At 57.4% G+C, this 22,650-nt stretch carries 22 protein-coding genes and 1 pseudogene; 14 read left to right on the top strand and 9 right to left on the bottom strand.

The genetic code is table 11. From position 1 onward, the window contains the following. Nucleotides 1-86 precede the first annotated feature (86 nt). The 3 genes from ACERJA_RS16900 to ACERJA_RS16890 form a co-directional block, all read right to left on the bottom strand. Nucleotides 87-1,403 carry a cytochrome-c peroxidase gene (locus tag ACERJA_RS16900; protein WP_373609419.1) on the bottom strand — a complete coding sequence of 439 codons (1,317 nt, stop codon included), beginning with the start codon at nucleotides 1,401-1,403 and terminating at the stop codon, nucleotides 87-89. Nucleotides 1,404-1,542: 139 nt separating this feature from the next. After that, entirely contained in the window at nucleotides 1,543-2,223 is a 681-nt protein-coding gene (locus tag ACERJA_RS16895) for a heme exporter protein CcmB (protein WP_006067132.1), read from the bottom strand. Then, the gene (locus ACERJA_RS16890) at nucleotides 2,223-2,978 is read right to left on the bottom strand and encodes an ABC transporter ATP-binding protein (RefSeq protein WP_006067133.1); all 756 of its coding nucleotides are present in this window, start codon (nucleotides 2,976-2,978) and stop codon (nucleotides 2,223-2,225) included. Before ACERJA_RS16890 ends, ACERJA_RS16895 begins: the two co-directional genes overlap by 1 nt. 56 nt (nucleotides 2,979-3,034) lie before the next feature. Between ACERJA_RS16890 and ACERJA_RS16885 the strand changes: the two genes are divergently transcribed. The 6 genes from ACERJA_RS16885 to hemE all read left to right on the top strand — a co-directional run bounded on the left by ACERJA_RS16885 (nucleotide 3,035) and on the right by hemE (nucleotide 8,714). Next, nucleotides 3,035-3,712, top strand: coding sequence for a cytochrome c biogenesis CcdA family protein (locus tag ACERJA_RS16885; RefSeq protein ID WP_373609418.1), 678 nt, complete (start codon nucleotides 3,035-3,037; stop codon nucleotides 3,710-3,712). A gap of 259 nt (nucleotides 3,713-3,971) precedes the next feature. Further along, the gene (locus tag ACERJA_RS16880; RefSeq protein WP_373609417.1) at nucleotides 3,972-4,427 is read left to right on the top strand and encodes a cytochrome c maturation protein CcmE; all 456 of its coding nucleotides are present in this window, start codon (nucleotides 3,972-3,974) and stop codon (nucleotides 4,425-4,427) included. 8 nt (nucleotides 4,428-4,435) lie between these two features. Next, complete coding sequence (locus ACERJA_RS16875; protein ID WP_373609416.1) at nucleotides 4,436-5,932, top strand: molybdopterin-dependent oxidoreductase; 1,497 nt, start codon at nucleotides 4,436-4,438, stop codon at nucleotides 5,930-5,932. Nucleotides 5,933-6,357: 425 nt separating this feature from the next. Further along, a complete protein-coding gene (locus ACERJA_RS16870; protein WP_373609415.1) occupies nucleotides 6,358-7,104 on the top strand; it encodes a cytochrome c biogenesis protein in 747 nt (248 codons plus the stop codon). A gap of 6 nt (nucleotides 7,105-7,110) precedes the next feature. Next, nucleotides 7,111-7,254: a CcmD family protein gene (locus ACERJA_RS16865; RefSeq protein ID WP_373609414.1), complete on the top strand. Its 144-nt coding sequence runs from the start codon at nucleotides 7,111-7,113 to the stop codon at nucleotides 7,252-7,254. Nucleotides 7,255-7,709: 455 nt separating this feature from the next. After that, complete coding sequence (gene hemE, locus ACERJA_RS16860; RefSeq protein ID WP_373609413.1) at nucleotides 7,710-8,714, top strand: uroporphyrinogen decarboxylase; 1,005 nt, start codon at nucleotides 7,710-7,712, stop codon at nucleotides 8,712-8,714. Between the two features lie 64 nt (nucleotides 8,715-8,778). On the opposite strand, the gene hemH is transcribed toward hemE, so the two are convergent. Continuing rightward, nucleotides 8,779-9,843 carry a ferrochelatase gene (gene hemH / locus ACERJA_RS16855; RefSeq protein WP_373609412.1) on the bottom strand — a complete coding sequence of 355 codons (1,065 nt, stop codon included), beginning with the start codon at nucleotides 9,841-9,843 and terminating at the stop codon, nucleotides 8,779-8,781. Nucleotides 9,844-9,915: 72 nt separating this feature from the next. Beyond that, nucleotides 9,916-11,181 (bottom strand): protoporphyrinogen oxidase, encoded by a 1,266-nt coding sequence (hemG, locus tag ACERJA_RS16850; RefSeq protein WP_373609411.1) that lies wholly within the window; start codon nucleotides 11,179-11,181, stop codon nucleotides 9,916-9,918. A 1,458-nt stretch (nucleotides 11,182-12,639) separates the two neighbouring features. On the opposite strand from hemG, the gene ACERJA_RS16845 reads away from it, so the two are divergent. Both ACERJA_RS16845 and ACERJA_RS16840 read left to right on the top strand, forming a co-directional pair. Next, nucleotides 12,640-13,518: a ParA family protein gene (locus ACERJA_RS16845; RefSeq protein WP_373609410.1), complete on the top strand. Its 879-nt coding sequence runs from the start codon at nucleotides 12,640-12,642 to the stop codon at nucleotides 13,516-13,518. Further along, nucleotides 13,518-13,958 carry a hypothetical protein gene (locus tag ACERJA_RS16840; protein ID WP_373609409.1) on the top strand — a complete coding sequence of 147 codons (441 nt, stop codon included), beginning with the start codon at nucleotides 13,518-13,520 and terminating at the stop codon, nucleotides 13,956-13,958. Before ACERJA_RS16845 ends, ACERJA_RS16840 begins: the two co-directional genes overlap by 1 nt. A 22-nt stretch (nucleotides 13,959-13,980) precedes the next feature. Here the strand turns inward: ACERJA_RS16840 and ACERJA_RS16835 are convergent, their stop codons facing one another. The 3 genes from ACERJA_RS16835 to ACERJA_RS16825 form a co-directional block, all read right to left on the bottom strand. Beyond that, nucleotides 13,981-15,207: a tyrosine-type recombinase/integrase gene (locus tag ACERJA_RS16835; RefSeq protein ID WP_373609408.1), complete on the bottom strand. Its 1,227-nt coding sequence runs from the start codon at nucleotides 15,205-15,207 to the stop codon at nucleotides 13,981-13,983. 791 nt (nucleotides 15,208-15,998) lie between these two features. Continuing rightward, on the bottom strand, nucleotides 15,999-16,613 hold the full coding sequence (locus tag ACERJA_RS16830; RefSeq protein WP_373609407.1) for a GAP family protein: 615 nt from the start codon (nucleotides 16,611-16,613) through the stop codon (nucleotides 15,999-16,001). Beyond that, nucleotides 16,610-16,750 (bottom strand): hypothetical protein, encoded by a 141-nt coding sequence (locus ACERJA_RS16825; RefSeq protein ID WP_373609406.1) that lies wholly within the window; start codon nucleotides 16,748-16,750, stop codon nucleotides 16,610-16,612. The genes ACERJA_RS16830 and ACERJA_RS16825 overlap by 4 nt, the downstream gene beginning before the upstream one ends. Before the next feature lie 335 nt (nucleotides 16,751-17,085). Between ACERJA_RS16825 and ACERJA_RS16820 the strand changes: the two are divergent. Beyond that, nucleotides 17,086-17,310, top strand: a pseudogene (locus ACERJA_RS16820) (DUF1254 domain-containing protein); the annotation flags it as partial. 140 nt (nucleotides 17,311-17,450) lie between these two features. Here the strand turns inward: ACERJA_RS16820 and ACERJA_RS16815 are convergent. Next, entirely contained in the window at nucleotides 17,451-18,275 is an 825-nt protein-coding gene (locus tag ACERJA_RS16815; RefSeq protein WP_373609405.1) for a DUF4397 domain-containing protein, read from the bottom strand. A gap of 31 nt (nucleotides 18,276-18,306) precedes the next feature. Between ACERJA_RS16815 and ACERJA_RS16810 the strand changes: the two genes are divergently transcribed. From ACERJA_RS16810 to phnE (ACERJA_RS16790), 5 genes are all read left to right on the top strand, one after another. After that, nucleotides 18,307-18,576 carry a hypothetical protein gene (locus tag ACERJA_RS16810; protein ID WP_006067150.1) on the top strand — a complete coding sequence of 90 codons (270 nt, stop codon included), beginning with the start codon at nucleotides 18,307-18,309 and terminating at the stop codon, nucleotides 18,574-18,576. A gap of 338 nt (nucleotides 18,577-18,914) precedes the next feature. Continuing rightward, nucleotides 18,915-20,063 (top strand): phosphate/phosphite/phosphonate ABC transporter substrate-binding protein, encoded by a 1,149-nt coding sequence (gene phnD, locus ACERJA_RS16805; protein ID WP_161569821.1) that lies wholly within the window; start codon nucleotides 18,915-18,917, stop codon nucleotides 20,061-20,063. A gap of 95 nt (nucleotides 20,064-20,158) precedes the next feature. Next, nucleotides 20,159-20,998, top strand: a complete 840-nt coding sequence (gene phnC / locus ACERJA_RS16800) for a phosphonate ABC transporter ATP-binding protein (protein ID WP_373609404.1) — start codon at nucleotides 20,159-20,161, stop codon at nucleotides 20,996-20,998. Between the two features lie 17 nt (nucleotides 20,999-21,015). Further along, nucleotides 21,016-21,837 (top strand): phosphonate ABC transporter, permease protein PhnE, encoded by an 822-nt coding sequence (gene phnE / locus ACERJA_RS16795; protein WP_006067153.1) that lies wholly within the window; start codon nucleotides 21,016-21,018, stop codon nucleotides 21,835-21,837. After that, the gene (gene phnE, locus ACERJA_RS16790) at nucleotides 21,837-22,643 is read left to right on the top strand and encodes a phosphonate ABC transporter, permease protein PhnE (RefSeq protein WP_006067154.1); all 807 of its coding nucleotides are present in this window, start codon (nucleotides 21,837-21,839) and stop codon (nucleotides 22,641-22,643) included. Before phnE (ACERJA_RS16795) ends, phnE (ACERJA_RS16790) begins: the two co-directional genes overlap by 1 nt. The last annotated feature ends 7 nt before the right edge of the window (nucleotides 22,644-22,650 follow it).

Below are 22,650 nucleotides of genomic sequence, written 5' to 3'. Positions count from 1 at the left end.
AAGACATGTCGATACTTCCCATCTCTAACTCCGATCGCTCAGCGTCGGCGGACTGACACGCAAAAAAGTGAGTGAATGCTGCGCTGCTACTGGTTCTCGTAGCGACTGTAGCCGACAAGTGCTGCTGCCGTCACGAGCGCAAGTGCGATGATTGCTGCCCCAATCGCAAGGAGCGACATCCCATCATCGTCTTCGTCGCCTTCAGCTTCCTCTTCCATGTCCTCGAAGTCACCCTCAGCGTCCATCGGGATCATCGATTCGCCACTTGGGTTTGGCAGTCGTGGCATCTCCTGCTCTGGGTACTCGCCAGTCAGCGTCGTCAGGAACGCAGCCACGTCTTCGACTTCCTCGTCGGATGCCTCATGGTCGAGCTGGCAGGCAGACATCACACGGATGGACTCCTCGAGGGTCGGAACCTGTCCCGTGTGCATGTACGGTGCAGTGTGCTCGACGTTCCGAAGCGTTGGCACCTTGTAGTTGTACTCGTCACGTTCGTCGTCAGTGACACCCATTCGACCGGGGTTTTCCATCAGGTCGTACTCTTCGATGTACTCCTCACACTGGGCGTTGTCCTCGAACGTTGGGTGCTGGTTGTAGACACCTTCACCGGATTCGGGATTCTCCCACTGGCCACTGAACATCGGGCCGGAGTGGCAGCTCTGACAGCCCAGTTCCTGGAAAGTCTCCATGCCGTCGAGTTCCTGTTCGCTCAGTGCGTCAGCATCGCCTTCGACGTACTGATCGTACGGACTGTTCGGCGTCACGAGCGTGCGTTCATATGCGGCGATTGCATCGACCGTTCGCTCGAGTGTGACGATATCGTCAGGGTCGTCGCTGTCGATCTCGTCACCGTAGACGTCTTCGTAGGCTTCGACGTAGCCGTCGACAGCTCGGACGCGGTCGAGAGCGGCCTCATGGTCAGGCATGCCCATCTCGACGTCGGCAACGATCGGTCCTTCGGCCTGCTCAGCGAGCGTGTCCGCGCGGCCGTCCCAGAACTGGGTGTGGTGGAACCCGGAGTTCCAGACCGTCGGTGACGCGACTGGACCGGTTTCACCGTGGACACCCATCGCAGTCGGGCGGCTGTCGTCGCCACCCTCCATGACGTTGTGACAGGTGTTACACGAGATCGTTCCGGTCTCGGAGATTCGTGGGTCGAAGTACAGTTGTTCACCGAGTTCGATCTTCTCCTCCGTGTCATCCTCCTGTTGGATGGCCTCGTAACCAGGATGTGACTCTTCAGTCGGCGGCTCGACTGGGAGCTCATCCGTCTCATTATTTTCTTGAACCTGTAAGACAGGCCCACTATTCGATGCATCTGTTGCTGACACAGCTCCGGCAGCAGCGGTTATCAGAAAACCAATGCTGGCTATGAGCAACGCTGTTTTCCAAAGTTTGCCCATATCGGGTAGATTAGTTCCGCATTTTATAAATATGCGGGTTAGTCCGCCGATAGCGGCGCTTAACCGCGGACATATGAGGGGTATCAATCGAGTATGACAGCGCGGGTGTTTCAGACGGGACCGCCAAAACAGTGTCCACTCATTCTTCGACGACGTACTCGAAGGTCATCCAGCCGGCCAACAAAACGAGTCCGTCGTAGGCAATCAGAATCCGGAACCAGGCCATCGTCATCTCGGACGTCATCGATGGACGCGTAAGCTCGACGCCACCGAGGATGACCGGGATCACGAGGGGAATCAGGAGAATCGGGAGCAGCGACTCCTGAAGCTGGGAATGAAGCATCAGAATCGAGAGTAAGACACCGACCGCACAGAAGCCGAGTGCGGCAAGCGGAATCACCAGCAAGATCGTCGTCAGCGTCTCGAGTGGGAACGAGTAATCGAGGAAAACGACGACGAAGACGAGACTCAGCAGGCCGACACCGGTCACGAACACCGTCGAGCTGAGGACTTTCCCGAGATAGATCGCGGAGCGATCGACCGGTGCAAGCAGGAGCCCTTCGATCGCATCGTTTGCACCCTCGAGGGCGACCGTGTGGCTCATGCCGACCGCGCCGGCGAAGACGACCGCAAGCCAGAGTGCCCCTCTGGCGATGACGCCATGATCTTGGACCCGTTCGCCGAACACGAACGAGAAAACGACGACGATGAGCAACGCGAAGACGAACGCCGAGTTGCTCAGTTGCTTGCTCCGTGATTCGACGAGCAGGTCTTTCCGGGCAATCTCGTAAACGACCCGGAGATACGATCGAAGATCCATCAGTGGCTGCCTCCGTGCAGTCGCTGTCTGTCCTCGAGTCGGTTCCCGGGAGCCGCCGAGCCGCCCCGGCAAAACCGCTCATAGCTGGTCAGCAGGTCGTCGGCCGTCTCGAACTCGTTGGCGTCGATATCGCCGATGAGGCGGCCGTCGTTCATGAACAGAAACCGGTCAGCAAGGTCGAACCCACGCTCGAGATCGTGTGTCGCCGCAAGGACCGTCCGATCCTCGAGTTCCTCGAGGACCGTGGCGACTCGCTGCAGCGACGTCTGATCTAGTCCGGTGTATGGCTCATCGAACAGGAGCAGATCAGGATCGTGGACGAGCACTCTTGCGAGCGAGACACGTTTGCTCATGCCGTGTGAGAAACCACCGACCCGTTCGCTGCCACGGTCGGCCAGCCCGACTGTCTCGAGGAGGTCGTTACAGACAGCGTCGTCGACGCCGTGGAGGCGAGCGTGAAGGCGCAGATTTTCACGGGCGGTGAGTTCGTCGTAGAGCATCGTTTCGTGAGAGAGTAGTCCGATCCGTGAGCGGACGTTCGCGTCGCCATCAAAAAGCGGTTCCGACGCGATTTCGATCTGGCCACTCGTCGGGCGAGCGAGTGAGGCGAGCAGTCGGATGAGTGTCGTCTTTCCGGCACCGTTGGCTCCAACGATGACGGCCGTATCCCCTTGCGGGAGTTCGAACGAGACATCGTCCACACCGATCTGGGTCCCGAACCGTTTTGAAACGCCTGAGACGGAGACGAACGACATTACGTCACAGTTGGAGGACGCATGACTTAAGGGTTGTAATTCCCTACCCTTCGCCGATGGAGACTCCAATGCTGTCTGTCGTCTTTCTGGCTGGCGTGGCGACAATACTCACTCCCTGCTGTCTTCCCCTGATCCCGCCCCTACTCTCGGGGAGCGTCGGACACCGGTTTCGCCCCCTTGCGATCGTTTCGGGGAGCCTCGTTTCGTTTACCGGATTGGGGCTGCTCGTCGGGACGCTTGGATCGTTCTCGCCCGACACGTTGCGTGCCCCTGCGTTCATCGCAATCGTCGCGTTCGGGGCAGTCATGGCAGACAACGATCTTCACAACATCTACTCACGGTACGCCTCACGCCTTTCGAGTGTTGCAACCCGCCAATCGACGGCGTTCGACAGCGAGAAGCGTCCGCTCGTCTCAGCGTTCTTGCTAGGTATCCTGCTGGGTGTGATCTGGCTCCCGTGTGTCGGCCCAATACTGGGGGCGGTGTTAGTGTATGCGGCGACAGCCGGAGCCACACTCGAGAGCGGGCTCTTGTTGTTCGTTTACGGGGCTGGCTTCTCGGTTCCATTGCTTGGTGTCGCCTACGGTGGCAAGTTCGCTGGTCGATCGATCGCCGCTCGGCTCGGAGCCCTTGGTCGGACCGACGTGATTCGACGGCTCGTCGGGTTCGTCTTGCTTGCGACCGGCGTCGCGTTGCTGTTCGATGTCGATCGAATCCTCCTTTCGGCGCTGTAGCCCCCTCGTTGAAGCCGGCGGTGCGCTCTTGCAGTCGACGGTCGTCGGTGACACTCAACTCACGGTCAGATGGGCGCCGCGATTTCGCCTGGCTAATCGAACGGATCGATCGCAAGCTGGGTCGCCACGAGATCTTATTTCTGGCGTGTATTGGGACTGCGCCGTGGTACCTCGACTCTCGAGTCGCTTCCAGATACTGTGCAGGAACACACTCGGAATAGACGAAGCTTTGATGTGAGTACGCACGAACCGTTTGCATATGAACCGGAAAGTGAAACTTATCGTCGGCAGCGTTGGCATCGGCGTGCTGATCACGATACTGGCGCTGACGACGATGGGGTCGGCCGCGGAGTTCGTCACACCGACGGACCTCTCCGAGAGCGACGAACACGATGGCGACTTCGTCAAACTCGAGGGCAACGTCCAGACCCTCGAGGACGCCGATCAGATCGAGTTCGACGTGACCGATGGGAACCATTCGGTCGGTGTAGTATACGACGGTGGAATGCCGGAGACGATGTCTGAAGGGCGGGTTGTCGTTGCCGAGGGGCATTTCGACGGTGATGAACTGGAGGCCAGTGACCTCACCGTCCGCGCACACGAGGGCGAACACCCTGATGACCATCCCGACACGGGGACTCATAACGAGAGCCACAACGACAGCTACGACGATAGCTACGACGACAGCCACGACGAAACCACCAGTGACGAGTGAGACAGACAATGAACCGCTCGATTAGTCGAGAGGGACTCACGCTTCTCGCAAGCGGAATCTCGGCAGTTGCGACGTCGTTTGCGATTTATGCCACGGCTGAACAGTTCGTCGTCACGTCGTTCAATCGGGTGCTCCTCGAGTACCTGCCCGGCTGGTTCATCGCAACAGTGATCCACCGGTTCGGTGACTTCGCGCTAGAAGGCAGTTTGCTCTTTTCTGGAGTTGTACTCTCAGTCGGTGTCGGAGCCGTTGCGCTTGCGGGATACCGACTTGGCTCGAAAGCGGTGCCGGCGAACGCGCTGCCGGCTGGATTTGCCCTGTCGACACTGTTCGTCTTCGTCGTTCTGTTCGTGGTCGTCCGGGAGGTCGTCCCCGTTGTGGGCCCGTCCATCGTCGGCGGTGCCGTCGTGACGATTCTGGGTGGCTTCTCGACGATCGTGTCAACTGACGACGTGAGTACCCAGCGACGCACACTGATGAAAACCATCGCTGGAATCGGCGTCTTCAACGTCGTCGCCCACGCTGTCGGGCTTGTTCGGCGGAGTCAGACCGAGCGAGCAGAGCGCGAACTCAATGATCGTGCAGCCCGACTCGAGGCCCAGCACATGGTCTCACAGGCAAACGAAAACGGGTTCGATGTCGAGGGAATCAAGCCGCCGGTGACCGAGATTGACGACTTCTACGTCGTCGATATCAATCCAAGTCCACCGTCGATCACCCCGACAGAATGGCAGCTCTCGATCACGGGACTGGTCGAGGAGGAACTGGTGCTCGACGTCGACGACGTCCGCGAGCCCGAAACAGTCCACCGAGCGAAGACAATTCGTTGTCTCAGTGACGATATCGATGGCCAACAGATGGATACGGCAATCTGGACTGGCAGTCGGCTGATGGACCTGATCGATGACGCAGACCCCAACGGCGAGTACGCAATGCTCTATGGCGCAGACGAGTACTACTACTCAATCCCATTGGCAGACCTCGAGGACGCACTGATCGCCTACGGGATGAACGGCTGGGAGCTACCAGCTGAGCATGGGTTCCCCGTTCGGGTCCTCGTCCCCGACCGCTGGGGGAAACTGCAAGTCAAGTGGCTCACGGAGATCGAAATTATCGATGCCGAAGCGGGCGGCTACTGGGAGGAACGAGGCTGGCATGGGATGGGCCCAGTCAACAGCGTCACCAAGATCGATCGAATCAATCGGCCGGGAGATCACATCCAGCTGTGTGGACACGCCTACGCGGGTGGACGCGGTGTCGAGACAGTCGAGGTGTCTCTCGATGGTGGCGAGACCTGGGAGGAGGCGACGCTCGGAGACGCCTTGTCGGATCCGGATGCCGCACGGCAGTGGATCTACGAGTGGGAGTCGGACGAAAGCGACGGTGAGTACGAAGTTTACGCGCGCACGGTTGACGGTGAGGGGACGACCCAACCCGAAGAGCGAACAGAACCGTTCCCGGACGGGGCGACTGGTTGGCCGAGCCGAACGATCGAACCGAACTGAAGCTGCAGCCGCGTTTTTACACTATAGTAACAACCGGAGCAGTTTGCACACTGATTGCACTGCCCGCGGCTCTCGCTCGAGCCCTCGTTCCGAACTGCGCACCCGTCGTGCGATCAGGTGTGCATTGAGATTCAGTGGCTACGATAGTTATACAAGAGGTTCTTGCCGGATGTCTCACCTTCGACCCCGCATACCGCGGGTTACACGAGTATGGTTGTAAAGCACCTCTATAGAAGGGGCTTATATATAGCAGTATGAAAGTCGGTCGTGAAAGACGAACGATCACGTGGGTCCAGCACGGATGCTATTTGCCCGCAACTGAGACGAGACCACCGACAGCCAGGGTTTCAGCTACCGGTGTGGGTGTTCGGGATGACGGCAGCCGTTGCGTATGTTTTTTTGCTGCCGGACGCATAGCCCCTCGTATGGGTTCACTCGAACAACGACTGATCGGACTCTTTAGGCGACTCTTTCGGAGCACGATCACGGGCTATCTGACGTTGCTCTTTGGCCTCGCATCGCTCGGGTTGGTGTTTGGCTATGCATCTGCCTCGATGTACGGCGTCGAACACGGAATCAACCTCATCGCATACTGGCACATCCCCCTTGCACTGGTCGGTGGGATTGCACTCACGGTCACGTTTGCTGGGTGTGTCCTCTTTCTGGTAACAGGAACCCGATTCTGGGAACAACTGGCACACGCCTCCGGAGAACTCGGCTTCATCTTCGCGACGCTCACGCTGGTCACCGGCAGCGCATGGGGGCGTGTCATCTGGAATACGTGGTGGGATTGGTCCGATATTCGCCTCGTGACATTCCTGTTTGTCTGGTTTATCTACGCCGGCTATCTGCTCATTTACTCGAGTGCAGGTGGCTCGGGACGAGTGTCACGACTCGCTTCGGTCTACGGCGTCGTCGGGTTTATTACAGTCCCAATCTCGTATGCGTCGACGCGGCTGTGGACGACTCGACTCCACGCGCCATCGATCGGTAACCCGGACGCCGAAGCAGCGATTTCGGCGTCCGTCCTGTTCGTCTCCCTCGTTGCGTTCTTGCTGCTCTACGTCTACTTGCTCGGGAGCCGGGTTCGCCTCCACGCGCTCACGACTCGAATGGGCGAACTGAAAAACCGATCACAGACAGAAACGTACAAATCGACGGAGACGAATTAGTCACCCATGGAGTACCTGTTATTGGTCGCGTTCGGTTCGATCTTTGCAGCGCTCGTGATGTACGTCCTGCACCTGCGCAGCCGACTCACCGAGATCGAACAGCGTCTCGAGGACGTCACCACCAAGTACGACTCGGAGCACGGTGACTGAGACGGGCTGCAGTCCCCAGTTCCCGGTGGTCTCACAGTGATGCAAGGAGGAAGCCCACGACTCAGTCGTGGGCAACTGATAGGTCGACCTCGATTGCACTGGAACGAAGCGGTTGTCTGGGACCATCGACTGTGCAACATTTTTGACGTTGCTACACATCCATACGATTGTGTCAGAACGCAGTGACTGTCAAAGGTCTGGTATCAGACACCTTCGGCAACTCCGCTCTCCCTGTCTCGTTAGCGTCGAATGTCGAAGCAGTGTGCTTATTTCAATCCAGTCCTGTGGCCAGGAAGCCGACATAAAACACTTCCGTTCAGATGGTGTCGTCGACATGATCAACGGTTGCCAGAACAGTCGTACGAACCGTCAACGCCACGTTATTGTGGGCTAACAAGCGGTGATCGGCGTGGAGATTCACAACTATTAGGCTTCCACCCCGCCTTCGTCTGAGTATGAAAGATCTCTTCCTTGCGGCGGCCCGAGGCGAACAGACTGAACGGCCGCCAGTATGGATGATGCGACAGGCCGGTCGATACCTCCCCGAGTACCGCGAACTCCGGGAGGACTACACGTTTCTCGAGGCGATCTCGACGCCCGAAGTCGCTGCGGAAATCTCGCTGCAGCCCTGGGAACGCTTCCAGCCAGACGGAATCGTTATGTACTCGGACATCCTCACGGTGCTCGAGCCACTTGGCTTTTCATATCACCTCGAGTCCGGCGTCGGGCCGGTCGTCGAAAACCCGGTCGAAACACCCGCTGATACGGAGCGTGACCACGGAGATGTCCGCGAACAGCTCTGGTACGTCGGGGACCTTATCGAGCGGCTCTCGGCAGAGCTCGGTTCGAAGGCGGCAGTGCTCGGCTTTGCGGGCGGTCCGTTCACCCTCGCAGCATACGTCTGTGAGGGCCAATCGTCGCGTTCTTTCATGGAGCTTCGGCGACTCCGCGCAGAACATCCAGCGGCGTTCGAACGCCTCCTCCGGGCGTTCACCGACGTGCTCATCGAGTACGTCACCTATCAAGAAGAGGCGGGTGCAGACGTGATTCAGCTGTTCGATACGTACGCTGGACTCCTCTCGCCAGCGGACTACCGGGAGTTCCTGTTGCCCCTGCACCAAGAAATCCTCAACGCGGTCGATCTCCCAACGATCATGTTTGCTCGCAACCTGAGCGGCAACCTCGACCTTCTCGCCGAGAGCGGTGCCGATGTCGTCGGATTGGACTGGACAGTCGACATGACACAGGCTCGTGACGAACTTGGCGACATGCCGGTCCAAGGGAATCTCGATCCGGCACTGTTGTACGGCGATCCGGAGACGGTCACGGATCGAACCCGCGACATCATCGCCGACGCCGGCGATACTGGACACATCCTCAATCTCGGCCACGGTGTCGATCGAAACACGCCCACGGAGAACGTTGAAGCGTTCTTTGAGGCGGCAAAGACTGTCGAGTAAGCCACGGCGATCAGTTTCTGCTGAAAACGGCGTCGAGTGACTCGGGGTTACGTCCCGATTGTGGTTACTGCTGGGGTGGCAGTCCGGCGTTGAAACAGTACGTTCCCGGTTCGGAGCGACACTCACACTGGCGAAGCTGGTAGTACGACGGCTCAAAGCCTGACAGGAACGGTTCGATGACATCGGACAGGAGCGTCGGGAACCGTGGGTCGTCGTGTGGCACAGGCACTCGATATAACTCGAGTCCGACAGCTTCGGCATCCTCTCGGAGATCAATATCGAGTTCGACGAGCGTTTCAGACTGCTCGTGCATGAAACTCATCGGCTCGATGACGACGCGCTCGGCTTCGCCCTCGAGTCCTTCGACGACGTCTTCGGTTTCCGGTTCGGTCCACTCGATCCCACGGTTCGTGTGGTTCTGGTAGCCGATTTCGTAATCGTCGATCCCGATCATACTGGCGATCGTTTCGGCGTGTTCCTCGACGTACTTGTCGTAGCGGCTTCCCTCCTCGAGATACTTCGTCGGCGTCCCGTGTGCGGAGAAGACAAATACGGTTTCGGGATCCTGCAGGTCGATCCCTTCGTCCTCAACGAACGTTCTGATCCCCTCGGCTCTGAGACGATTGTAGGTCGGCGCTCTGTGCCAGCCAGTGATCGCGGTAAACTCCGGCTCGTAGCCATCGATCTCGTCGATCGATGCCTCGAGTGCGTCGATCGAGGAGACTGTCGTCGATGGGCCACACAGCGGGTAGATCGGGACTGCGATGACCGAGTCGAACTCTTCGTCAGCGAGTTCCGCGGCAACGTCCGGAATCAACGGCTCCATAAACTGCATCGCGTGATAGACGGTGACGTCGTGTCCACGGTCCGTCAGCGTCGCCGTCAGCCCTTCCGCCTGTGCAGTCGCCTGCTCCTGGAGCGGCGAGCCACCGATCTCTTCGTACTCTTCCATCAGACTCGGCAAGCGCCGCTGGGCTAGTTCGCGCGAGCGCTCCCACTCTTCTTCTTCGGTCTCTGCCTCTTCGAGTGAGGCGTTATCGTGAAAGATTCGCGTTAGATACTCGAGAACCTCTTCACGTTCCGGAGTGGCCGGTTCACCGAAGTTCAACAAGACAATGCCGATTTCCATACGAGGGCGTTACGATGCGAGCGGTATAGATACTTCGAACCCGGCAGTCCGGTCACTGCCGCTGGCTGACAGTCAGCCGTCGGTGAGTTCTGCTGCGAGTCGGGCTGCGTTCCGGACACGTCCAGGTATTCCAGCCCGACCAACGAAATTCGAGCAGAGATGGACTCCAGATGGAAGCTCGAGATCATCCATTGACGTCCACGACCGATCGTACGCTGGCATTCCCGGGTTCCACCGATGGACATCGATTGGTGTTGCCGGCGAGCCCGTAATCCGCTCGAATTCGGTTGCAGCGAGCGTTCCAAGCTCGTCGTCGGATCGCTCGTTCATTCGAGGATCGCTTCCGGGGTCGATATAGCAGGTAAACACCCGATCCCGACCGAGAAAGCTCGCGTTCCAGGTCAAACCGCTAATCTGGGAATCTGCATGCGAGGGGACCAGCGTTCCGATCCCGTCACCATCGAACGCTGACTCGAGAAACACCATTCCGATCGGGTTATAGTTGAACCGCTGTAGCGTCGCCTCGAGATCCGAGTCAACGGATGCAAGCAGCTTCGCGCTCGTTTCTGCAGGCGTTGTCAGGATGACTTCATCGACGCGTTCGACGCCAGCATCGGTGACGAGTTCGAACCCGTCGTCGACGTCCCGGATGTCGTTGACAGCAGTCTCGAGAGCGATCGTATCAGCATGAGCATCATACAGCTTCTGGGATAGTTGCCCAAGCCCATCTTCGAACGTACAGATCGGTGGTGTCTCGCGTCCGGACAGAACTTTTCGGCCGACCCACACCAGCACACTCCCGTCGATTCCTGCGTTCTCGAGTGCCCGACCGAGCGAGTACTCCATCAGCATATCTCGTGTATCAGTGCCGTACAGGCCGCTGTACAGTGGCCCGAGATATCTCCGAGCAGCCTGTCGGCCAAACTTTCGAACGAGATATTCGTCGACTGTTTCGCCTGGCTTTGCGGGGCCAGTAAGTGGCTCTTTGAGAATCCGAAGCTTGCCAAGCGGGCTGAGTAGATCCGTCGTTACTGCCTCACGGACCGAGAGCGGAACAACACTGAGCTCACCATCGTGATACACGTACAGCGGTTTCGAGTCATCACCCGTTCGAAGCTGCTCACGGAGGCCGAGCTCGTCGACCATCGATTCGATCTTGGGCGTGAGTCGAAGCCGCTGGGGTCCTAACTCGAGGACGTGTCCGTCGACGTGTCGACTCCGCATGATCCCGCCCGGCTCCTGGCGCGCTTCGAACGCAACGACGTCGACGTCTCGGTCGGCAAGCGAGTGTACAAGGGACAACCCGGAGATACCGGCCCCGACGACACCGATTTTCATCTTAGGCCACCGCGTGATTCAACATGCTGTTGCTCGCGTCCACCTCGAGTGTCGTTGCGCCGACTCGCATATCCATTAGCGGGTGTTGCTAACTGAGCGATATAACGGTTCCGTTGTTGTGAACGATGGCGCTCGAAAGCTATGCGCAGACGTCATAGATTGCCATACCGTGGCTTCGCTGTGTGACGTCTCTCCATTCGTATTGCAGATTGTGGTAATCTGTCTAGATCCACATTCTAGAATGTGGCCACAGTACTTCCCTTCGGTCATGTCACTAACTTCTTTGCATCCGGCACATGCATTCCAGTATTGCATGCCAAATGATTCGGGATCGAATCCCGTAACAGATCTGTGCTCCGCTGTTTGACTGACCGGTTTGTTCTTACATTCCTGAATGTAAGTACAGTACTACACTTCTATCATGTCACTAACCTCCCTGCATCCGGCACATGAATTCACGTATTGCTTGCCACGTAGTTCGGGGTCGAAACCCGTACCGAGTCTATGGTCCGCTGTTTGATGCAGCTCGCCAGTATACTGCTCGTTTTGCACTTACATTCTTGAATGTAGGTACAGTGCTGCCCTTCTACCATGTACCAACTTTACTACATTTATCACATGCATTCCAGTACTGCATGTCAAGTGTTCGGGATCGAATTCCGAAACAAGTCTGTGTCCGCTGTTTAAATATAGTTCGTCAGTATACTGTTCAGTTTTTCACATTCTTGGATATGATTACTTTGGATGTGTGTATTCATGTCATGAATGTCTCTACCTCGTTTACATGCACCAGTGTCATAGCTCAACCATCTCTGAGTCGCGACGTTTTGATAACGCTGTTTGACGTCGATCTGTTCGACATAGCTATTTTACTATGCTAACATTTCTATCTCCACATTCTCTGATGTGGCTACAGTGTAGAAATTCAATCATTTCTGGAATTGTACTACTCTCATCACAGGTGTTCTGGACTGCATCCCAACGAACTCTGGGTCGCAGTGCTACGACTCTCCGTAATAAAGATATTACATTCTCGAATGTAGATACATTACAGAAAGTCACTCATGTAGTACATCTCGATCGTTGCGGAGGCAATTCTCCGTGAGCTGTTCAGCCAGTCGATCGACTCGCGATTTGCACGGACTACTCTGCTTACATTCTGGAATGTAAGTACATTACCCACACTCTGATTCTCGGTGTCTCGAGTACGAACAGATGTGTTCCAAAGTGCACGTCAGCTAGCTATCTCAAATTTCGCGATCTCGACTCCGGATGACGTTCAACAACTCAACAACGCTGAAGACTGTGACAATACTTCTCTTCTCACATTCACTCACGTACTGCACTTAGTTACTGTTGGTAGATGGGTGAATGTGCATACGTATCCTCTTGTCGTAACCTTCCCACAATGATTTCTTTCCGCTACATTTTATACTATGGCCGCGTGAACAGTCAGCTATGACTAGCAAACCAGACTCGGCGACGGAACCCCGAGCCGTCGCGGTCAACGTCCTCAAAGGTGGCTTCGGAAAGTCGACCACCGCAATCAACCTTGCACGAGAACTGGCGGAACGCAATGGCCGTGTTCTCCTCATTGATCTTGACGACAACGGACACACCACGTTCAATCTCGGCTACCGCGACCAGTACGAATCCGACAACCACGTTCAACAAGTCCTGCTTGACGGCGAGGATCCGTTGGACCACGTCGTCTCGGTTACCGATGACCTTGACCTCTTGCCATCTCATGAAGCACTCGAGGAAGTTGAAACGAATCTGAAATCGGCAATGGCCTCGAGTCAACGTCTCAATCGCAACGTCGTCGATCCCCTACTCGGTGACACCTACTCCTACATCGTTATCGATACGCCGGCTAACAGAGGGAAGATCAACGACAACGCGCTGTTCGCGGCGAAGAATCTTCTCGTTCCGCTTCGTCCAGAAAGCGGATGGGAATCCGGAATCACACAGACGAACAAACGGCTGATACAGGAAGCGCGGCAGTACTTCGATCTGCAGTTGCTTGCGCTCGTTCCGACCGACCTCAGCGAACGGCTCGATCAGAGTACTCGTGACCGGAACCTCTTGTATGCGATCAACAGCCGTGACGAACTCGCATCGTTTGTCCCGAACTTCGCCCATCTCTCTGCAGCGGATTGGGAAGCGATCGACGATGGCAACTACGATGGCCCCCTCCCAGGTATCCGCCACCGAGCCAGTATCGACAAAGCACACCGCGCCCGCAAGCCACTGCGCGACTACGATCCAGAGTGTGACCAACTCAAGTGTTATGAAGAACTCGCTCAGATCGTTGAGAACGGTGGGGTGAGCCGATAATGCCGTTTGACGATCTCGCCGACGAATCTGACGAAGCCGATCCAGGTGATGAGGCCCTAGACGAACTCGCTGGCACCCTTACCGAGGACTCTCCGGCAGATGACGCAGCTGACACAGACGAGACCGAGTCCGCAACACAGAAAGATATCGCATCATACGATATACAGTCGGAGCCAGCGTTTCCGACCGCCAAGACACAGACACAGCATTCGGTTTACTGTCTTCCCGAGACATGGGATACGATCGACGGCGCATCTGGCCTCCTGTTCGAAGCCGAAATCATGCTCCGGCGTGACGATTACGAAGCCGTGCAGAAACGCGAACTTCACAACGCGTTGCTCCAAGCCGCAGCACAGCAGCTCACTGCTGCAGATATCGCTGATGCCTTCGTCGAGACTCGAGAAGATCGAACTTCGGGACCACTCCTCGACGACGAATAGCAAGCCACCTGCCTGAGGAGAACTACTGTCCAAACGCCTCAACGAGCCGATCTCGCATGTATTCACGCCGGTATTTGCGCCGTTCGGACTCTGAAAGGTAGTTTTTCAGCACAACAGATGGGTCTGCACTCCCCTGTTCGGCGGCGATCGTTCCCAGGTTGTTAAGTAACTCATCGATTGCTGCATTGTACGTTGTATACCAGAACCGCCGACCCATCTTCGACGTCGGCTCGTCACCATACACGCGGACGCCAGCACGATCAGCCAGCCGCTTGAATCGTGCCTGCACGGTTTCACCCGTAATATGGCCGCTCGAGGAGCGTTTCGACGGGAACAGATACCCAGTCCACTCGTCGCGGTCCTCGAGCGTTTCGATTCGATCGAGGAGTACTGACACGCCATAGATCAACGCGACCGTTCCTGGACCGTTCTTTCGTTCCTCGCCGAACGTGATGTGGGGATCGTCGCCCTCGAGGACGAGTTGGGAGCTATGCAACGACGCAACCTCGCTTCGACGGAGTCCCCACCCACAGAGTGCAAGGATGAGCAGTTGCTCGTCGGGCGTTTCAGCGGCATCATAGAGGGCACCGACCTGCTCGCTCGAGAGCGCTGGATTGTCCGTTTCACCCTCAGTGTCCCAGATTTCGGCGTGGTCAACGTTCGCTCCCGGGTTGAATTTCGCACCGTGTCGATTCTCGAGATGGTCGTAGAACTGGCGAATGTCGCTTAGATACCGGCGTTTCGAGGCATCACTCTCGAGGTCGTCGTCAAGTTCGTCGAGAACAGTTTCAACACGTGGGAGTTCATCGTACTGGTTTTCCCCGTCCATAACGCGGTCGACGATTGCTGTCGTTCCGTGGACCGTATCGTATAGGCGGACGTATGTCGCCAGCCGATAGCGTTTCGAATCGGCAGTTGACTGTGCCCACTTGCGTTCGACACGCCGGAGAAACGCCTCGAGCGCGTCGATAGTCGGGTCGTCGTCGATCCCCCACGAATAGCCGTCCGGCGACTCGCAGTCGTCGTATCCAACAGTCGCAAGAAATTCGGTTAGTGTCAGTCCGTGATGCTCGCGCAGAGCGTAGGCAATCCCCGAGTAGCCAGCGTCGGTGATCTCCCGGTACGTTGGTCGTGACTCGAGGTCGACGCCGTTTCGCTCGAGATCGAGTTCGACATGGCCGTTCCAGTACTGCTGGAGTTCCTCGAGAGACATCCGCGACCAGTTGATCTGCGCTTGCTCGTGGCTCATGCGCTCACCGCCTCGAGAAGGCCGTTTCCTCCGGGTTTGGTGTGTTCTAAGACCGCCATTTTCACGAGTTTCAGTATTCGTGATAGTCACCTAAAACTATCGCTTACATGGGTGTCTGGTGTGGACACACGAGTTAAGCAAGATAGTAATAGAGTATTGCCCAAATCAGATGAACTACATGCCGCTATATAGAATATAGCCGGGCGTCACAGCTTCGAGATGTGAATTTCTACAAACCGCTAGTCTACTAACAAATTAAGGGGAGTGGCTCCCTCCAAACCCCATTTTTAGATGCTCTTTCAGTGAAGCTACCACTCACTACACATGCGAACTGATCGCTGCAACTCCTCCAGTTGCAGAAGATGTTTCTAACATCGTGCGAGATACAGGGTGCGAATGTCGCATGAGTTCTGGCTCAATTTGCGAAGATGGTGATCGTTCAATACAGATGAAAGACATAGTGCGATTAGTAAGCCAGACAGGCTACGCTGATTACCAGCGATGCCGACGACGCTTGCTCCGCCGGCCGCTCTCAAAAACCGTCGACGATTCGTATTATTTCGCTCCTGTCTATTTGCGTGTGATCTTCGCGGCATCTTCCACTCCAACTCCCCCCGAAGGTCGTGAAGTAGGTTTCCGGGGGCTGGCGTGAGTTTCCTCGCCCTGAAACGGTAACGAATCACAACAGACCGTAGCAGTGCTGACCGCGACGGTCGCTATCCGTACACAGTACTCGAAGCACCGTTTGCTCGTGGCATCTCTGACGCCACGCTGTACACAGCGATAGGGGATCACCCGACGATGTTGTTGATGCTGATCGCGACGAAGATGAGGATCACGATTTCGCTCACGATCCACGAATGTGTGTTCATCCACGTGCGAACCTTCGGAAGGAGCGTCTCCGCACGGTCGCCGATCATAACCAGGGCGAGCGAGGGAAGAGCCAGAAACAGTAGCGTCAGTAAGACAAACCCGGTCGCATACCACAGCGGATCGCCGTGACTCGCGAGGTAGGCCCCGACGGTGATCGACGTGAGAATGTCGGTCGGAAAGAACCCCATCAACAGGAATCCGAGTTGAAACGAGAACTTCAGATTCGCGGTCTCGAGTTTCCCCATCCACGTCGGTGGCTCCGATTGCTCACGCTTCAGGTAGACGTTCACCATCGCGGCGAGGAGAACGACGAGCACGAGCAACTGGAGCGTCTGGTTCGACCCGCCCTGACGAACGCCACTGCCGAGATAATACGCGAGCGTGACGACGAGGCTGATTGAGAGGGAGGCACCGAACACGAACGCGGCCGAGTTCCGCCGCCAGTCCTCGCTCGTGGCCAGAAAGATGGCGCTGAGGATTTGCGGCCCGCCGATCATGACGAATACCAGGGGTAGAATTACCAGGAAGTTCATCGTTCGAGGATTACACGCGTGATCGCAGCCGGTCCGTCGACGCTCGAGATTGTCGACTCACGGCTGTGACTGGCGGCGATCGGAACGCCACGGTTCGTATGTCGGCCGTCGTCAACTGTGTTCATGCGAGATTGCATACACTTCCCACCGACATTATACCCCGCTCTTGCGAAGGACGTTGTTGCTATTGTCAGCCAGCGCCGTCGCTGAAGGCCGAAATGAACGAGTACACCGTTCACACGGTGGTAATCGCGACGAGTTGAAAACTTGACTCACGCGGAATTGACCTCCGTTTTGCGGGGGCGAAATCCGAGGTTGTGCAGATGTTCGAGACGACGGGACTGGCGGCGAACGTTGGCAGCGTGAAGCCCGAGGAATCAATCGACGACGTCATCGACCACTGGAGAGCGGTCGTCCTTGTAGACTCTTTCGTGATTTCAACTACACGCAGAAAGAGGACAGCGACGTCTTCGTGGGCGTCAATCGGTTGTACTATCCCAACGAGGGTCGACCGATAACGGCCGATTTCACGGCAGTTGTTACTCCGAACGCCATCACCCTGTGCGGACAGGGCGTCCTTGACCTGCAGGACGACCCCATCATCATCGAAATGCCCGAAGTTACCGACCGCTACTTCTCGCTGGAGTTGATGAACCAGTACGGGATCTTTCTCCGCTACGCCGGGAATCAGTTCACTGGCACCGACGCGCGATCGTACCTGATCCTGCCGCATGACTACGAGGGCTCAATAGAAGGCGAGAATGTCGCACGAGATCTGGCCCGATTTGCCATCTCGATGCGGCAGCGAGAATCTTCCACGGCGAGTAGGCGGCAGTATCACTTAGCCTTTTTCTCCGTCTCAGGTTCGTCTTCTTTCGGCTCCTCTTCGTCCGGCTCGACGTCCGCTTCGTCCGGAAGGGAATCCTCCGTGAGGAGTATCTCGAACGGTTCGTCGGCGGGCGCTCCCTCCGTCTCGAGGTAGCCAATCGCGAACGCGGAGTAGACGGTCCCTCCAGCGAGGGAAACGTCGATTTCGAAGGCGCTGGCCTCTCGATCACCCGCAGGATAAATTTCGAGCGTATACTCGCCTTCTGGGACTTCGGTGTAGCCGGATTCGCCGAAGGCGACGTTCTCGAACAGCGCGTCCCCGTTTTCACCGGCAACGACGTCCACCGCTGGCGCGTCGGGTGAGGCGTGGAGGACGCGAACGCGAGCGGTACCCGGATCGACCGGGCTGTTATCGTCGTCGAGAAACAGCGCCTCGAGGGGCTGGTTTTCGGCGGCCACTTCGCCGATCACTGCGAGGAGTCCGTCGACGGTGGGGTCCTCGTCGCCGGCCTCGACGGTCTCCTCGAGCACTGCTTCGGCCGGGTCTTCACCGGCGGGAACGACCTGAATCGTGTACGTGCCAGGCTCGAGGTCGCGGTAGTCGGTGACCGTCCCGTACGGGATGCCCTCGCGGACCCGCTCTCCGTCGACGTAGATGTCGATGTTGGGCGCGTCGGGTGAGAGGTGTGCAACTCGAGTCCGGAGGCCGGTGTCAGTCGGCTGGTCGTTCGTTTCGTGATCACTCGAGGCGGCCGTAGTACCTCCGATGCCACTGACCACCACGAGGCCGCCGATCTGTATAATTCGCCGTCGACTCACGCCATTTTCAATCATTCGGTTGTCACGAACGGCGATATGGGTAATAGTGCTACCACTTGCAGGCGCAGGCCAATGCAGTTCCGAGGCTCGATATCGAACGCGTTGGGCCGTCCGAGCGAACCACCCGATATGGGAGAATCCGGATACGTTCACGCCCTGCCGTCACCGTCGAGTACGGCGACTTCGAGGTGCAATTGCGTTCACATCCGTCGAGACGGAATGTGGCCTCGTCCTGATCGACGTCGGCCCCGAGGGGTTCACCGATGCCCTCGAGGTCCACCTCTCGGATCTGGGCTGGGGACTCGAGGACATCTGACTGGTGACCCTAATTTACCACTACGGGACCACGTCGGCGGGACCGAAGCGGTCCGTACACGTGCCGATCTGACGGTTATCGCCCATCCGGAAGAGACTGCGTTTCCACGGGTGAACGTGAGCCGAGAACAGCGATTTACAGACGTTCAAGACAGAGTGTATCGGGGCTTGACCCCGAGAGTGAATGCCGACAACGCCTATAGATATACATGTGCGTTAGTATGAGGGACGTTCTCAATATCCACCGTACTCGGCTGAATAGATGTGAATTTATTTATACCACTCGTAATATATTACTCATAGTAATCTGCTTATATGTCCAATTCCACGTTTCGGTTGATGACATCCACTGACCCGTCAGGGTGGAAAGGTTCACGACGAAAGTATCTTCTTGCGACTGGTGCGGCAGGGATCGCTGGGTTGGCCGGCTGTCTCGGTGGTGACGACGGCAACGGTTCTGGAGGCAGCGGTGGCTCTGGAACCAACGATTTTCCGGATTTTAACCCTGACCTGGTCCCAGGCGACGGTGCCGATTACGTCGAGATGTTTCCCCAGCCCGCAGAGAAGATGTACGAGATGGGGAACTACCAGGCCGACAAAGAGGGTCTCCTAGGGCCACTCGAGGACCCGCGGGACGAGCCACGGTACGGCGGTGAACTCTGGGAAGTGTCGGACTCGAGTGAGTACATCGATCCGGATCCGATCGAGATGACGTTCGTGCCGGACGAAGATCCGGCGGCATTAGAGCGGGCGATGGAGCCACTCATGGACCAGATCGAGGAGTACACGGATCGGTCGGTCAGGTACGTCCCGCTCGACTCCTATGCAGCGATGGTCGAAGCGATGCGCAGTGAGCGACTACACTTCGGCCGAATGAGTGCAGGCAATATGCCATACGCAGCTAATCTCGCGGGTGCGGTTCCGATCGCACACATCATGGCCGACGACTATTACGGGAACGCCTTCTGGATGATCACCCACCGTGACAACAACGATATCAACACGGTGTACGACCTCGAGGGCATCGAGGTAACGCACGCCGACCCGGGCTCTGGTTCGGGCAACCTCGAGCCCCGTGTGTTCATCGAGGACGACGCCGGACTCGTCGCCGAGGAGGACTATGACGTCGACTTCTCTGGCGGTCACGACACCTCTGTCAGAGGCATTGGTCAAGGCGACTACGAAGTTGGCCCCTGTGGCGGTCCGACGTTTGCGAACATGGTCGAACAAGGGCAGATCGATCCTGAAGACTACAAAGTGATCTACATGGGTCCGGTGATGCCACGTGGTCCGATGGCGCACATCTACAATCTCAAACCCGAGATCGTCGACGGGATCACGAAAGCGCTGCTTGATCATGACTACCACGGAACGGCCATGGAAGAGGAGCTGGGGTACAACAACTTCATCGAGGTCGATTACTACACGACCTACGACCCGGTTTTGCAAGTCCACGAGGCACTGGGTGAAGAGTACGACGACCTGTAACGTCTACAATCACTAACACACGGACCTGCTTCGTCTCTCGAGCAGTCGAACTCGAGGGCGATCACGACTAATTCAATCTTTAAATAACCCACATAATGTTAACTGTACGAAACGTATCGAAGACCTATCCGGGCGGTGAAGAGGCGCTGAAAGACGTCTCTTTCGAGGTGAGCGGAAACGAGATCGTCGCGATAATCGGCCCAAGCGGTGCCGGAAAGAGCACACTCATCAACTGTGTCAACCGACTCACCGAACCCACTGCAGGAGAGATCCACATCGACGACCTTGAGGTGACTACTCTCTCGAAGCGACAGCTCCGTCGGGCCCGCCGGGACATCGCGATGATCTTCCAAGAGTACAATCTCGTCGAGCGACTCACTGTCATGGAAAACGTGCTCTCGGGGCGACTGGGCTATCTGAGTACTTGGAACGCATTCCGCCGGAAGTTCCCCTCCGAAGACATCGAATTCGCACGCGAAACTCTGGAGCGAGTCGGTCTCGGCGGACACGAACGCGACCGCGCTGACGAGTTATCTGGTGGCCAGCGCCAGCGCGTGGGGATCGCACGAGCAGTAATCCAACGGCCGAAGATCATGCTCGCCGACGAACCGACGAGCAGCCTCGATCCGGAAACGTCTCACGCCGTAATGGAACTGTTGACCGAGATCGCTACCGAGGAAGATATCCCCATTTTGATTAACATCCACGAAGTCGATCTCGCACTCGAGTACGCAGACCGTATCATCGGTCTCACCGATGGTGAGATCGTCTTCGATGGACCACCAGAGGTACTCGACGAGTCTGCCAAAGACCGAATCTATCGGAACGGGGACTCTCGAGATCACACTTCCGACGCGAACCAGTCCGACGAATCTCGAGATGCCGACGAGCAACCGACCATCGAGGGACAGAAGATCCAGCGGGGGCTCGAGTAACCGTGGTTCGGGCGCTCGTGGACCGGTTCCGGCAGACCGACGACACGGAGTACATCGTCTGGCGTCGCCCGACCGTGTTCCCCAGCTACCGGGTGAAGTACCTGACGTACATTCTCCTCGTCGGGTTCGTCCTCTGGAGTGCATGGGCGATTCGCATCTCGCCGGAGCGGTTCATCCAGGGGCTGGGCGCGACCGCCGAGTTCCTCGAGTCGATGTGGCCGCCGGATTTCGGCGAACGTGAACGCGAACTCATCAGAGAGGGTATCGGCGAAACGCTCGCAATGGCGGTTGTAGCGACGATTCTCGGCGTCGCGGCCAGCCTCCCCGTGGCGTTCATGGCCGCAAGAAATCTCGCGCCGTGGCCGGTCTACTATTTCGCCCGGAGCCTGATCATGATCTCGCGGTCGTTTCACAGCCTCATCATTGGGATCATCTTCGTCGTCGCCGTCGGCTTTGGTCCGTTCGCTGGTGCGCTCACGCTTTCGTTCGCGACGGTCGGCTTCTACGCGAAGATTCTCGCTGACGACCTCGAGAACATTGACATGGGGCAACTCCGGGCGATCGAGACCGCGGGCGCGAACAAACTTCAGGTAATTCTCTACGGTGCCGTCCCACAGGCCTTACCGCGGATGATCGGGCTCGCGATATACCGCTGGGATATCAACGTTCGCTCGAGTACGATCATCGGCATCGTCGGTGCCGGTGGGATTGGCTTCACCCTGCTCAACGCGTTCGACCGCTACCAGTACGATTTCGCCGTCGCGATCCTCATCGTCATCGTCGCGATCGTTCTCGCCGGTGAGGTCGCCAGTGCGATGATACGGAGGCGGATCCGCTGATGTTCGAACCAACCGCCGAAGAGTACGAGCGCTGGCAACGCTACGACACCCGAACCCGGCTGTTGCGCTTTGCCGGTGTCCTCCTTACGATTCCGATCGTCGTCTACGCCTGGCAGATGCTCGGGGTCAACTACGGCTACCTGGCGAGTTCCGTCAGCGCCGTGAGTGACTTGCTCACCAGGATGTACCCGCCGGACTACGGCTACACCGGAGAGATCATCAGCCCCATGATCGAGACGATCAACATCGCGATCCTCGGCACCGGGCTTTCGGCACTTCTCTCGGTCCCGATCGCCTACCTCGCAGCGAGCAATACGACACCCAACCGGCTCACCTACGCGATCGGCCGGATGATCATCACGATCACGCGAACGGTGAGTACGATCATCTGGGCGATCATCTTCGTCATCTTGTTCGGCCCCGGCGCGTTCGCCGGCGTCCTGGCCGTCGCCATTCGGTCGATCGGCTTCATCGGCAAACTCCTTTCGGAGGCCATCGAAGAGATCGATCCCGGTCAGGTCCGTGCCCTCGAATCCGCTGGTGCCAACGGTCGCCAACGGCTGCTCTACGGCGTTGCACCTCAGGTGATGCCGCTTTTCGTCGGGATCACGACCCACCGCTGGGACATTAACATCCGCTCGTCGACTGTCCTCGGCTTCGTCGGCGCGGGTGGGATTGGTCTCGAGCTCACCGCGCTCATGAACTTCTACGAGTGGCGGTCGGTCTCCGTTATCTTGCTCGCGATTTTGTTTACGGTCATCGCGAGCGAGTATGTCTCGGCGAAAGTAAGAGGGATCGTGAGCTGATTCACTC

It is taken from the genome of Natronorubrum sp. A-ect3 (genome assembly GCF_041821125.1).
In the GTDB taxonomy this organism is placed as follows: Archaea; Halobacteriota; Halobacteria; order Halobacteriales; family Natrialbaceae; genus Natronorubrum; species Natronorubrum bangense.
This window is presented reverse-complemented; position numbering and strand designations above follow the sequence as displayed.

What these genes read in the sequence shown, in the direction of transcription:
- ACERJA_RS16900 (WP_373609419.1), bottom strand. Translation starts at nt 1,403, where the DNA reads ATGGGCAAACTTTGGAAAACAGCGTTGCTCATAGCCAGCATTGGTTTT.
- ACERJA_RS16895 (WP_006067132.1), bottom strand. Translation starts at nt 2,223, where the DNA reads ATGGATCTTCGATCGTATCTCCGGGTCGTTTACGAGATTGCCCGGAAA.
- ACERJA_RS16890 (WP_006067133.1), bottom strand. Translation starts at nt 2,978, where the DNA reads ATGTCGTTCGTCTCCGTCTCAGGCGTTTCAAAACGGTTCGGGACCCAG.
- ACERJA_RS16885 (WP_373609418.1), top strand. Translation starts at nt 3,035, where the DNA reads ATGGAGACTCCAATGCTGTCTGTCGTCTTTCTGGCTGGCGTGGCGACA.
- ACERJA_RS16880 (WP_373609417.1), top strand. Translation starts at nt 3,972, where the DNA reads ATGAACCGGAAAGTGAAACTTATCGTCGGCAGCGTTGGCATCGGCGTG.
- ACERJA_RS16875 (WP_373609416.1), top strand. Translation starts at nt 4,436, where the DNA reads ATGAACCGCTCGATTAGTCGAGAGGGACTCACGCTTCTCGCAAGCGGA.
- ACERJA_RS16870 (WP_373609415.1), top strand. Translation starts at nt 6,358, where the DNA reads ATGGGTTCACTCGAACAACGACTGATCGGACTCTTTAGGCGACTCTTT.
- ACERJA_RS16865 (WP_373609414.1), top strand. Translation starts at nt 7,111, where the DNA reads ATGGAGTACCTGTTATTGGTCGCGTTCGGTTCGATCTTTGCAGCGCTC.
- hemE (WP_373609413.1), top strand. Translation starts at nt 7,710, where the DNA reads ATGAAAGATCTCTTCCTTGCGGCGGCCCGAGGCGAACAGACTGAACGG.
- hemH (WP_373609412.1), bottom strand. Translation starts at nt 9,843, where the DNA reads ATGGAAATCGGCATTGTCTTGTTGAACTTCGGTGAACCGGCCACTCCG.
- hemG (WP_373609411.1), bottom strand. Translation starts at nt 11,181, where the DNA reads ATGAAAATCGGTGTCGTCGGGGCCGGTATCTCCGGGTTGTCCCTTGTA.
- ACERJA_RS16845 (WP_373609410.1), top strand. Translation starts at nt 12,640, where the DNA reads ATGACTAGCAAACCAGACTCGGCGACGGAACCCCGAGCCGTCGCGGTC.
- ACERJA_RS16840 (WP_373609409.1), top strand. Translation starts at nt 13,518, where the DNA reads ATGCCGTTTGACGATCTCGCCGACGAATCTGACGAAGCCGATCCAGGT.
- ACERJA_RS16835 (WP_373609408.1), bottom strand. Translation starts at nt 15,207, where the DNA reads ATGAGCCACGAGCAAGCGCAGATCAACTGGTCGCGGATGTCTCTCGAG.
- ACERJA_RS16830 (WP_373609407.1), bottom strand. Translation starts at nt 16,613, where the DNA reads ATGAACTTCCTGGTAATTCTACCCCTGGTATTCGTCATGATCGGCGGG.
- ACERJA_RS16825 (WP_373609406.1), bottom strand. Translation starts at nt 16,750, where the DNA reads ATGCAATCTCGCATGAACACAGTTGACGACGGCCGACATACGAACCGT.
- ACERJA_RS16815 (WP_373609405.1), bottom strand. Translation starts at nt 18,275, where the DNA reads ATGATTGAAAATGGCGTGAGTCGACGGCGAATTATACAGATCGGCGGC.
- phnD (WP_161569821.1), top strand. Translation starts at nt 18,915, where the DNA reads ATGACATCCACTGACCCGTCAGGGTGGAAAGGTTCACGACGAAAGTAT.
- phnC (WP_373609404.1), top strand. Translation starts at nt 20,159, where the DNA reads ATGTTAACTGTACGAAACGTATCGAAGACCTATCCGGGCGGTGAAGAG.
- phnE (WP_006067154.1), top strand. Translation starts at nt 21,837, where the DNA reads ATGTTCGAACCAACCGCCGAAGAGTACGAGCGCTGGCAACGCTACGAC.